2 protein-coding genes (1 of these 2 cut by a window edge) are annotated in these 12,832 nt (G+C 63.5%); both read left to right on the top strand.

Annotated elements, in window-relative coordinates:
- Positions 1-9,623, top strand: the 3' portion of a protein-coding gene (locus tag AC1RME_RS14925) for a non-ribosomal peptide synthase/polyketide synthase (protein ID WP_493091524.1). The gene continues 3,883 nt to the left of window position 1, outside the view; the window shows 9,623 of its 13,506 coding nt (coding positions 3,884-13,506); its start codon lies off the left edge, out of view; its stop codon occupies positions 9,621-9,623.
- Positions 9,620-12,832, top strand: a complete 3,213-nt coding sequence (locus tag AC1RME_RS14920; protein ID WP_493091523.1) for a non-ribosomal peptide synthetase — start codon at positions 9,620-9,622, stop codon at positions 12,830-12,832. The genes AC1RME_RS14925 and AC1RME_RS14920 overlap by 4 nt, the downstream gene beginning before the upstream one ends.

Raw genomic sequence — 12,832 nt, 5'->3', positions numbered from 1 at the left:
ACGGCGAGCGCGAACGCCAGCTGACGTACTGGAAGACCCAGTTGGGCAGCGAACAACCGCTGCTGGAAATGCCGGCCGACCATCCGCGTCCTGCCGTGCAGAGCTTTCGCGGTGCACGCCTGAACGTGACCATCGAACCGGCGCTGGGTGACGCACTCAAGGCGCTGGCGCGGCGTGAAGGCGTGACCGTGTTCATGTTGCTGCTGGCTTCGTTCCAGACCCTGTTGCACCGCTACAGCGGTCAGTCGGATATCCGCGTCGGGGTGCCGATTGCCAACCGCAATCGTCTGGAAATCGAGCGACTGATCGGCTTCTTCGTCAACACCCAGGTGCTGCGGGCCGAGTTCGATCCGGCACTGGATTTCGCCCGGTTGCTGCAGCAGGTGAAGCACACCGCGATTGCCGCGCAAATGCATCAGGACCTGCCGTTCGAGCAACTGGTCGATGCCTTGCAGCCTGAACGCAATCTGAGCCACAGCCCGTTGTTCCAGGCGATGTTCAACCATCGCACCGAAGCCGAGTCCGATCTCGTCGCGCAATTGCCGGGGCTGAACCTGCAAAGCCTGAGTTGGGAACACCGGACCGCGCAGTTCGATCTGGCGCTGGACACCGGCGACAGCCCGGAAGGCCTGGATGCGTCCTTTACCTATGCCACCGATCTGTTCGAGGCGAGCAGCATCCAGCGCCTCGCCGGGCATTGGCTGAACCTGCTCAAAGCCGTCGTGGCCGACGCGGCGCGTCCGCTGGCCGAACTGGTGCTGCTCGACGGCGCAGAACGCGAACTGATTGTCGAAGGCTGGAACGCCACGGCCACCGAATACCCACTGTCGCGCAGCGTGCATTCGCTGATCGAGGATCAGGTGCGCGCCACGCCGGACGCTCTGGCGCTGGTGTTTGGTGAACAACGTCTGACCTACGCCCAACTCAACGCCCGCGCCAACCAGTTGGCTGCGGTGTTGATCGAACACGGTGTCGGCCCGGAAGTGCTGGTCGGTATTTCGGTTGAGCGTTCTCTGGAAATGGTTGTCGGGCTGCTGGCGATTCTCAAGGCCGGCGGTGCGTATCTGCCGCTGGATCCTGAGTATCCGCAGGATCGTCTGGCCTACATGTTCGAGGACAGCGGGATTGCGCTGTTGCTGACCCAAAGCCATCTGCTGGCGCAACTGCCGGTTCCGGCGGGGCTTCGCAGTCTGGTGCTGGATCAGGAAGGTGACTGGCTGGAAGGCCGCAGCGAGGTCAACCCGGAGCTGAATATCGATCCGGAAAACCTCGCGTACGTGATCTACACCTCGGGTTCCACCGGCAAACCGAAAGGCGCGGGCAACCGTCACTCGGCGCTGGTCAACCGCTTGTGCTGGATGCAGCAGGCTTACCAACTGACAGCCGATGACAGCGTGCTGCAAAAGACCCCGTTCAGTTTCGACGTGTCGGTGTGGGAATTCTTCTGGCCGTTGATGACCGGTTCATCGTTGGTGGTCGCGGCTCCGGGCGCACACCGTGATCCGGTGCAGTTGATTCAGGTGATCACCGAACAGCGCATCACCACGTTGCACTTCGTACCGTCGATGTTGCAGGCGTTCCTGCAAGACCCGGCGGTGGCCGAATGCACCAGCCTGACGCGGATCGTGTGCAGCGGTGAAGCCCTGCAAGTCGATGCGCAGCAGCAGGTGTTCGCCAAGTTGCCGAACGCCGGGTTGTTCAACCTCTACGGCCCGACCGAAGCGGCCATCGACGTGACCCACTGGACGTGCCGCGACGAAGGTCGCGACAGCGTGCCGATCGGTCAGCCGATTGCCAACCTCAGCACCTACATCCTCGACAACAGCCTGGCGCCGTTGCCGGTCGGTGTGATCGGCGAGTTGTACCTGGGCGGCGAAGGCCTGGCCCGTGGTTACCACCGTCGTCCGGCGCTGACCGCCGAGCGCTTTGTCACCAGCCCGTTCGGTGACGGCCAGCGCCTGTACCGCACCGGCGACCTGGCGCGCTATCGCGCCGACGGCGTGATCGAGTACGCCGGGCGTATGGACCATCAGGTGAAGATCCGCGGTCTGCGTATCGAACTGGGCGAAATCGAAGCGCGCCTGGCCGAGCACGATGACGTGCGCGAGACCGTGGTCATCGCTCAGGACGGCTCGTTGCTGGTCGGCTATGTGGTGCCGAACGACGAATCGCTGCTTGAGGCGGACGATGATCGTCGCCAGGCCTTCCAGCGCCGTCTCAAGGAACACCTGAGCCAGAACCTGCCGGAGTACATGATCCCGCAACACTGGCTGTTGCTGGCGAAGATGCCGGTCAGCCCCAATGGCAAACTCGAACGCAAAGCCCTGCCGAAGGCCGATCTGAGCGTCAGCCAGAAAGCCTACAGCGCGCCGACCAGCGAGATCGAGCAAGCGCTGGTGGCGATCTGGCAGAACGTGCTGGGCCTTGAGCAGGTGGGCATTCACGACAACTTCTTCGAGCTGGGCGGGGATTCGATCATCTCGATTCAGGTGGTCAGCCGCGCGCGTCAGGCCGGGATTCATTTCAGTCCCAAGGATCTGTTCCTGCACCAGAACGTGCAGAGTCTGGCAGCCGTGGCCAAGGTCGGTGTGGCCGGCCCGAGCATTGATCAGGGCCCGGTGACGGGCGACAGTCCGTTGCTGCCGTTCCAGCAATTGTTCTTCGACAGCGCCATGGCCGAGCCGCATCACTGGAACCAGTCGGTGTTGCTCAAACCGCGCGAAACGCTGGAGGCCGCCCACGTCGAACATGCGTTGCAGGCGCTGCTGGTGCAGCACGATGCCTTGCGATTGGCGTTCAGTCAGCGTGATGGTCAGTGGTCTGCAACTCACCGTGCACCGGGCGCCGAACCGCTGCTTTGGCAGCAGGCGGTGGCAGATGATGCCGCGCTGGATCAACTGGGCGAACAGGCGCAACGCAGCCTCGACCTGGAAAGCGGACCGTTGCTGCGGGCACTGCTGGCGACCCTGGCCGATGGCAGCCAGCGCTTGCTGCTGGTGATCCATCACTTGGCGGTTGACGGGGTGTCGTGGCGGATTCTGCTGGAAGACCTGCAACAGGCGTATCAGCAGTTGCAGGCCGGTCAGACACTCAAACTGCCGGCCAAGACCAGCGCTGCGAAAACCTGGGCGCAACGTCTGCAAACCTACGCCGCCAGCCCGGCACTGCAAACGGAGTTGGGTTTCTGGCAGGCGCAGCTGCAAGGCGCGAAGGTTGAACTGCCGCTGGATCACGCGGATGGCGCGCTGCAAAACCGCTACGCCGCGAGCGTCGAAACCCGCCTCGACAAAGAGCAGACCCGCCAACTGCTGCAACAGGCACCGGCGGCGTATCGCACCCAGGTCAACGACCTGTTGCTGACCGCGCTGGCGCGGGTCATTTCCCGCTGGACCGCCAGCGAATCGACCCTGATTCAGCTCGAAGGCCACGGCCGTGAAGACCTGTTCGATGAACTGGATCTGAGCCGCACCGTGGGCTGGTTCACCAGCCTGTTCCCGGTCCGGTTGACCCCGACTGGTGATCTCGCCGGTTCGATCAAGGCAATCAAGGAGCAACTGCGCGCGATTCCGGCCAAAGGCCTCGGTTTCGGTGCGCTGCGTTATCTGGGCGACGACGCGGCGCGTCAGACCCTGCAAGCGTTGCCGATGCCGCGCATCACCTTCAACTACCTGGGTCAGTTCGATGCCGGTTTCGCTGACGATGGCGGCGCGCTGTTCAGCCCGGCCAACGAACCGGCCGGCGCCGAACAGAGCCCGTTGGCGGCGCTGGGTAACTGGCTGACGCTCAACGGTCAGGTGTATGGCGGTGAGTTGAGTGTCGGCTGGACGTTCAGTTCGCAGATGTTCGACCCTGCGACCATTCAGGCGCTGGCCGATGCCTATGCGCAGGAACTGAAGGCGTTGCTGGAGCATTGCTGCCAGACCGACAGCCACGGCGTGACGCCGTCGGACTTCCCGCTGGCGCACCTGACTCAGGTGCAGCTCGATTCGCTGGCACTGGCACCGCAACAGATCGAAGACATCTATCCACTGTCGCCGATGCAGCAGGGCATGTTGTTCCACACCCTGTACGAGCAACAGGCCGGCGATTACATCAATCAGATGTGCGTCGACGTTCAAGGCCTGGACATCGAACGCTTCCGTGCGGCGTGGCAAGACGCGCTGGATGCCCACGATGTGCTGCGCAGCAGCTTTGTCTGGGACGGTGAATTCCAGCGTCCGGTGCAAGTCATCCACAAGCACCTGACCGTGCCGTTCAGCATGCTCGACTGGCGTGACCACGCGGACCTGCCGCAAGCCATCGCCGCCCTGGCGCTGGCCGAACAGCAGCAAGGTTTCGAGCTGGGCGCCGCGCCATTGTTGCGTCTGGTGGTGGTGCGTACCGCTGCCGATGCCTGCCGCCTGATCTACACCAGCCATCACATCCTGATGGATGGCTGGAGCAATTCGCAGTTGCTCGGCGAAGTGCTGCAACGCTACAGCGGTCAGCCACCGGCCGGCGGCGCGGGTCGTTATCGCGATTACATTCAGTGGCTGTCGCGACAGGACGCGCACGTCAGCGAAGCGTTCTGGAACGCGCAACTGGCCGACCTGCAAGAGCCGACCCGACTGGCGCGCGCGTTTGCCGCAGTGCAACCGGTCAAGGGCCATGGCGAGCGTTTCCATGTGCTGGACGAGGTGCGCACGCGCCAGCTCAACGAGTTTGCCCGTGGCCACAAAGTCACCCTCAACACGCTGGTGCAAAGTGCCTGGCTGCTGCTGTTGCAACGCTTCACCGGGCTCGACACCGTCAGCTTCGGTGCGACCGTGTCCGGGCGTCCGGCGCAACTGGCCGGCGTCGAGCAACAGATCGGCCTGTTCATCAACACCTTGCCGGTGATCGCCAGTCCGCGTGCCGAACAAACGCTGAGTGCCTGGCTGCAACAGGTGCAGGCGCAGAACCTCGCACTGCGCGAGCAGGAACACACGCCGCTGTTCGAGATTCAGCGCTGGGCCGGGCAGGGCGGTGAAGCGCTGTTCGACAACATTCTGGTGTTCGAAAACTACCCGGTGTCCGAAGCGCTGCAACAAGGTGCGCCGCAGGATCTGCGCTTTGGCGAAGTGGCCAATCACGAACAGACCAACTACCCGCTGACCCTTGCGGTCAGCCTCGACGCCCAGCTCTCGCTGCACCTGAGTTTCGACCGTGAGCAATTCGACGGACGTTCGGTCGAGCAACTGGCGACCCAGCTCGATCACCTGTTGCAGCAGATGGTGCAGGTAACGGCTTCGACCTGTCTGGGCGAACTGGCACTGGCGGTCAGGCCGATGCTTTCTGCCGTCGACGCGCCTGCCAGCGAGCATTGCGTGCATCAGTGGTTTGAACAGCAAGTGGCGCAAACCCCGGACGCCATTGCCCTGATATTCGAAGACCGGCAACTGACTTACGCCGAACTCAATGCGGCCGCCAACCGCGTGGCCCACGGCTTGTTGCAACACAACGTCGGCAGCGATGTGCTGGTGGGGATTGCGGTTGATCGTTCGATGGACATGATCATCAGCCTGTTGGCCGTGCTCAAGGCGGGCGGCGCCTATGTGCCGCTGGACCCTGGCTACCCGGCCGACCGACTGCTGGCGATGATCGAAGACAGCGGCCTGCGCCTGATGCTCAGTCAGCAACACCTGCTGCAGCGACTGCCATCGGTGGCTGGCGTGCGTACGCTGACCGTGGACGGCGATGCATGGCCGTTGCTCGACAGCAACCCGACACCTGTCGTGCACGGGCAAAGCCTGGCGTACGTGATGTTCACGTCCGGCTCGACCGGGCGCCCGAAAGGCGTGGGCATCAGCCACGCCACGCTGGCGCGACATACCCGTGTGTCCGAGGCCTACAAAGGCCTGTCGGCCAGTGATCGGGTGCTGCAATTTGCCACGTTCAACTTCGACAGTTTTGTCGAACAGGTCTACCCGGCGCTGGTCTGCGGTGCTGCGGTGGTGTTGCGCGGCAACGAGGTGTGGGACAGCGAAACCCTGTATCAGCAAATTATCGACCGGGACATCAGCATCGCCGACCTGACCACGGCCTACTGGAACGTGGTGGTGCAGGACTTCGCCGACCACGGCCCGCGCGACTATGGCCGTCTGCGCCAGATGGTGGTGGGCGGTGAAGCCATGCCGCCGCAAGGCCTCGCGGCGTATCAGCGTGCAGGGCTTGAACAGGTGCAACTGATCAACGCTTATGGCCCGACCGAAGCGACGGTCACCAGCACCGTGCTCGATTGCGTCGAGTACGTGCAGGGCGGCCAGCCGCTGCCGGCGGCATTGCCGATCGGTCACGCCCTGGCAGGGCGCACGATTCATATCCTCGACAGCGCCGGGCAGCCGGTGCCGCAAGGCGTAGTGGGCGAGTTGCTGATCGGTGGCGAGCTGTTGGCGCGGGGGTATTTCCAGCGTCCTGATCTGACGGCCGATCGCTTCCTGCCGGATCCGTTCAGCGCGGTGGGTGGGCGGCTGTATCGCACCGGCGATCTGGCGCGGGTCAATGCTGACGGTTTGATCGAATACGTCGGGCGTCTCGATCATCAGGTCAAGGTGCGTGGTTTCCGCATTGAACTGGGCGAGATCGAGACTTGCCTGTTGCGTCAGGACGGTGTGCGTCAGGCGTTGGTGCTGGCGCAGCCGGGGGCAGGAGGTCAGCAACTGGTGGCTTACGTCGTGCCACACGACGAATCTCTGGCCAGCAACGCTGATGCTGCGTTGCTTCAAACACTGCGCGACGGGCTGAAAAACAGCCTGCCGGACTACATGCAACCAAGCCATGTCCTGCTGCTGGCGCAATTACCAATCGGCCCGAGCGGCAAGCTGGATCGCAAGGCCTTGCCACTGCCGGACAGTCAGGTGTCGAGCGAAGATTTCGTCGCGCCACAGGGCCAGTTGGAGCAACAGATTGCTCAGGTCTGGCAGGACGTGCTGGAGCGCGAGCAGATCGGGCGCAACGCGCATTTCTTCGAGGCCGGCGGTCATTCGTTGCTGGCGACCCAGGCCGTCTCGCGCTTGCGCAAGGTCACCGGTCTGACGCTGAGCCTGCGCGATCTGTTCGGTGCGCCGGTGCTCAAGGATCTGGCGGCGGTCATGCAGGCCAATGTCGGGGCCGAGCTGGCGGCGTTCGATTCACGTCAGGTCGAGCTCAAGGCGCACGGCGCCAAGAGCAGCGCGCCGTTGTCGCTGGTGCAGCGCCGCTTGTGGATTGCCGAGCAGTTGTCCGGCGGCACGTCCGCCTATGGCATGCCGATGGCGTTGCGTTTGCGCGGTGACTTGTCGGTGCAGCGCCTGCTGGCGAGTTTTGCCGAGGTGGTGCGTCGCCATGAGGTGTTGCGCACGGCCTATGTGCAGGACGACGAAGGCGATCCGATTGCCGTGATCGTCGATGAGGTCGAGCTGGATTTCCCGCTGATCGATCTGTCCGCCTTGTCGCGCAGCGATCAGGAAGAACAGGTGGCGCAAGCCGTCCTCGACAACGCCAACACGCCGATCGACATGGAGCAGGCGCCGCTGTTGCGCGGACGCATCCTGCACCTGAGCCCGGGCGAACATGTGTTGCTGTATTCGATGCACCACATCATTTCCGATGGTTGGTCGATGGGTGTGTTGATCAACGAGCTGGTGGAAATCTACGACCGCGCCAGCGCCGGCGAACCACATGCCTTGCCGGCCCTGGCCGTGCAGTATTCGGACTTTGCCCTGTGGCAACAGGCGCTGGAGCAACAAGGCGTGCTCGGGCAGCAGGCGACGTTCTGGAAAGAACAACTGGCGGGCTACAACGGCCAGCTCAATCTGCCGCTGGACAACCCGCGCGGTGCGACGCCGTCCTACGCTGGCGACGCGGTGCAGTTTGCCCTCGGTGCGCAGTTGAGTCGCGACGTCCGGGCGCTGGCCTCACGGGCCGGTGTCACGCTGTACAGCACGTTGCTGGCGTCGTTCCAGGTATTGCTGCACCGGGTCAGCGAAGGCGCCGACGTGTTGGTCGGTGCCGACGTGGCCGGGCGTGAGCGGGCGGAGCTGGAGCGCTTGATCGGCTTCTTCGTCAACGTGCTGCCGCTGCGTTCGCGGTTTGCGAGTGAAGCCTCGTTCAGCGGCTTCCTGACGCAGACCCAGGACACGCTGCTGCAAGCGCTGGAGCATCAGGACCTGCCGTTCGACATGATCGTCGATGCGTCGGGCGTGCCCCGTCACAAAGGCATGAACCCGCTGGTGCAGGTGCTGTTCGTGATGAACAACCTGCCGGGCCGCACCCAGGCCATGGGCGGTTTGAGCGTCGAAGCGCTGCCGTCGCTGGAGACCCATTCTAAATTCGACATGGCATTGTTCGTTGACGAAGAAGAAGGGCAATTGCTGGGTAATTGGCAATTCGCCACAAGCTTGTTCGGACATGAGCGCATTCAGTACCTGGTCAAGGCCTGGATAGCCCTGTTGGAACAGATCGTCGCTGATCAGGACATTCAATTGGGAGCTATCAGCATGCCAGTCGACAATTTAGCAGCGGCCACCCGGCCGTCTGCCCCCGGACCCAAGGCCGACAAACTGGGCAAATTCCTCAAGCGCGGCGCCGCCCCGGTGGCCAAGGCACGCCCGGTGCCGGTGCGTGAGTCGTTGATGGCGGCGCCACAACCGTTCCCGCTGCTGGTGGAACCGAACGAGCCGCAACTGGACCTGATCGAGTGGATCAAGAACAACCGGCCGCTGATCGAGGCGAAGCTCGCCACCCACGCCGGCATCCTGTTCCGCGGTTTTGAGCTCGATGGCATTCAGGGCTTTGAAGCCTTCGCCGAAGCGATCCAGCCCGGCTTGTACGGCCAGTACGGCGATCTGCCGAAGAAAGAGGGCGGCAAGAACACCTACCGCTCCACGCCGTACCCGGAACGCAAGATGATTCTGTTCCACAACGAGAGCTCCCATCAGGACCGCTGGCCGCGCAAGCAGATGTTCTATTGCGAAGTGGCGGCCCCGGTTGGCGGCGCGACGCCGGTGGTGGATTGCCGCTTGATGTACGAAAAACTGCCGGCGGATCTGCGCGACAAGTTCGAGGAAAAAGGCCTGCTGTATGTGCGCACCTTTACCGACAAACTGGACGTGTCGTGGCAGCACTTCTTCAAGACCGAAGACCGCGCCGAAGTCGAGGCCCGTTGCCGGGCCGGCGGTATCGAATGGCGCTGGCTGGACAACGACGAACTGCAAACCCGCACCCCGGGCCCGGCGATCATTCGCCACCCGGTGACCGGTGCGAAATCGTTCTTCAACCAGGTGCAACTGCACCACATCTACTGGCTGGAGCCGGATGTGCGTGAAGACCTGTTGTCGATGTTCGGTCTGGAGCGCATGCCGCGCCACGTTTACTACGGGGACGGCACGCCGATCGAAGACGAAGTGATGCAGCGCATCGGTGAGCTCTACGAAGCGTGCGCCGTGCGGTTCGACTGGCAGAAGGGCGACGCCATTCTGCTCGACAACATGCTGGTGGCGCATGCCCGCGATCCGTTCGAAGGTCCGCGCAAGATTGTCGTGGCCATGGGTGACATGTTCGACCACAGCGACTTGCAAGGCGCCCGTGGCGAGCCGGTCCGCGCAACCGAAGGAACAGAGGCATGAACGAGGTGGTGATGGAACAACAGGACGTGGGGCAGGCGTTGACCCCCGAGCAACAGATGCTCTGCGATCAACTGCCCGGCGCTGCATGCTGGGCCGATGCCGCACGTTTCCTGCGCATCGATATTTCCGGCGAGCTCGACGTGGCGCGCCTGCAAGCGGCCTTCGACCAGGTGCTGGCACAGCAACCGATGTTGCTGGCCCGGCTGGCCAAGGCCCCGGGTTTTCATGGTCTGCGCCAGTTCACCGACGTCGCCGAGCGCTTTCCGCTGACGGTGCAAAACGCACCGGCCAGCGAAGCGGAGATTCAGGCGCAATTGACCGAATGGGCGCAGCGCGCCTTTGTGCCCGGCGAGTCAGCCGGTGTGCAAGCGGTGTTGTACGCGCTGCCCGAACAGCGTTGGGCGCTGGTGCTGGGCGCGGCCCGTCACAGTCTGGATGACAATGCGCTGACGCTGGTCTATCAGCAGTTGCTGCGCGCGTATGAACAGCGTGAATGGCCTGAAGACGAAGAGTCGGGTGAGTTCGGTCAGTACCTGGAATGGCGCAGCGAAGTGATCCTCGACGAGGATGCCGCGACCGCCCGGGCGTATTGGCAGGCACAACTCAATGGCGTCGATGCGACCCTGTCGACGCCTTGGCTGGCGGCGCGCGAATCCACGGTGTCGGGCGCTGTTTCGGCGAGCCTCAGCAAGCCACTCGACGCTTCATTGGTCGCGGGGCTAGAACGTCTGGCGCAGACCGTTGCACAACCGGTTGCAGTGCTGATGCAAAGTGCCTGGTGGTTGCTGCTGGCGCGTTTGAGCGGTCGCGATGAAGTGTTGATGGGCTGGCGCCACGATGGCCGCGAAGACTATGAGTATTTCTCCGGCGCGATTGGCGTGTTCGAGAAAACCCTGCCGCTGAATCTGCCTGTGGATGCCGAACAGTCATTCGCGCAATGGCTGCCGACAGTCGCCGCGCGCCTGGAAGAACATCGTCTCTGGCAGGAATACTGGGCCCCTGAACTGCAACCGGCGGCTGCGCGCCCGGCCTATGGTTTTGCGTTGCATCGTCAGGCACAGCCGGTGGCGATCGGCGCGACCCGCTGCACAGCGCAACAGGTGGAAACCGGGCGTGGTGGCGTATTCGAGTTGCTGCTGCAAGTGCAGTTGAACGCGGAAAACGTGGCCAGCGCGGTGGCGCTTGAATATGCCGCGCAGCGCTACAGCGTGGCGTCCATGCAGGTGCTGCTGGATCAATACGTCACGCTGCTGGGCCAGATCGTGGCCGACGCACACGCGCCGCTGAATACGATCAGCCTGCTGACCGAGGCCGAGCGTCAGCGCTTGCTGTCGATCAATCCGTCGGCGCGATCTTGGGCTGACATCTCTTTGCTGCCACAACGCATCGCCGAATGGGCGCAGTCCACGCCAGAAGCGCTGGCACTGACCGATGAGACCGGCCGCCTGAATTACGCGCAGTTGCAGGCGCAGATCGAGCGACTGGCGGCGGGGTTGCATGCCGAGGGTGTGGGCCGTGATTCGATCGTCGCGCTGGCCTTGCCGCGTTCGGCGGCGCTGGTGGTGGCGATGCTCGCGATCTGGCGAGTGGGCGCGGCGTATCTGCCGCTGGATCGCCAATGGCCGCTGGCCCGTCAGCAACTGATGCTCGAACAAGCGCGTGCCGGTCTGTTGTTGACCGATGCCGCGCAGATCGCTGAGTGGCACGACAGCGTGCTGCCGGTGCGTTCTATAGATCAATTGCTGGCCGCGGATGCAGCCCCGGCCCCGGCCCATGAAACACAAGGCAGCGATCTCGCTTACGTGCTGTTCACTTCGGGTTCTACCGGTACTCCGAAAGGCGTGTTGATCGAACACCGTCATCTGCTCAACTACACCGCCAGTGTCAGCACGGCACTGGGGCTGGACGGTCACCGGCACTTCGGTCTGACCTCCACGGTGGCGGCGGATCTGGGCAACACCACGTTGTTCGGCGCGCTGTTCAACGGGGCGGCGCTGCACGTGGCCAGCGATGAACAGATGCAAGACGCACAGGCATTCGCCGGCTACCTGCAAGAGCATGCCGTCGATTGCCTGAAAATCGTTCCGTCGCATCTGGCTGCGCTGCTCGACAGCGACACGCCGCGTTTGCCGCGAACTCTGGTGCTGGGCGGGGAGGCGATTGCCGCACCGCTGATCCAGCGCATCGCGCAGGTGCGTGGCGATTGCCAGGTGTTCAACCACTACGGCCCGACCGAAACCACGGTCGGCGTGATGGTGCACAAGGTTGCGCCGGGGCAGGGCGCCGGTCTGCTGAGTCAGGTGCTCGACAACAATCAGGTGTACGTGCTCGACGCGCAGCTGCGATTGGCGCCGGTCGGTGTCGTCGGCGAGTTGTATGTCGGCGGTGCGCAGCTGTTTCGCGGTTACGTCAATGTCGAAGCCGAGGCAGGACTGTTGATCGACAACCCGTTCATCAGCGGCGAACGCCTGTATCGCACCGGCGATCTTGCGCGCTACTCGCCTGAAGGCGCGATTGTCCTGCACGGGCGGCGCGATCATCAGATCAAGGTGCGCGGTTTCCGCATCGAGCTGACGGAAGTCGAGGCGCAATTGCTGCGCCTGCCATCCGTGCAGGAAGCGGTGGTGATTGCCGGGGACAGCCCTGAGCAAGGCTTGCAGGCGTTTGTCGTGGCGCGTGAATCGCTGGCGGCGGACAGCCTGCGTGAGCAACTGGCGCAGCAACTGCCGGCGGTGATGGTGCCGCAGCAGATTCGCTTCATCGAGCGCTTGCCACGGCTGGCCAACGGCAAGATCGACCGCAAGACCTTGCAGCAACTGGCCGATCAAGGCGTCGACGACGATTACGTCGCGCCACGTGACGCCCTCGAAACCTTGCTGGCCGGGCGCATGGCGCAGTTGCTCGGGCAGGATCGCCTGAGCATCGAACGCGATTTTTTTGCCGCCGGTGGTCATTCGTTGCTGGTGATCAAACTGGTTGCGGGTATTCGCAAGCTGTTGCAGTGCGAAATCCACCCGGGTGTGGTCTTCGACCATCCGACCGTGGCCGGGCTTGCGCAAGCGTTGCGTGGCCAGGAAGCGAGTCCCGGGCAACTGGACAAACTGGCTCAGGCGCGGGTGCGTCTTGAGTCCATGAGCCCCGAGGAAAAAGCCCTGCTGACCGAAAAGGCCCGGCAGTTGCAAGCCGCCAAGGTGGCCCAGGACGTTTAA

The sequence above is a fragment of the Pseudomonas sp. GW822-FHT03F08 genome (assembly GCF_058801265.1).
Note: the sequence above shows the minus strand (reverse complement) of the source record. Positions and strands in the feature narration are given on the sequence as shown.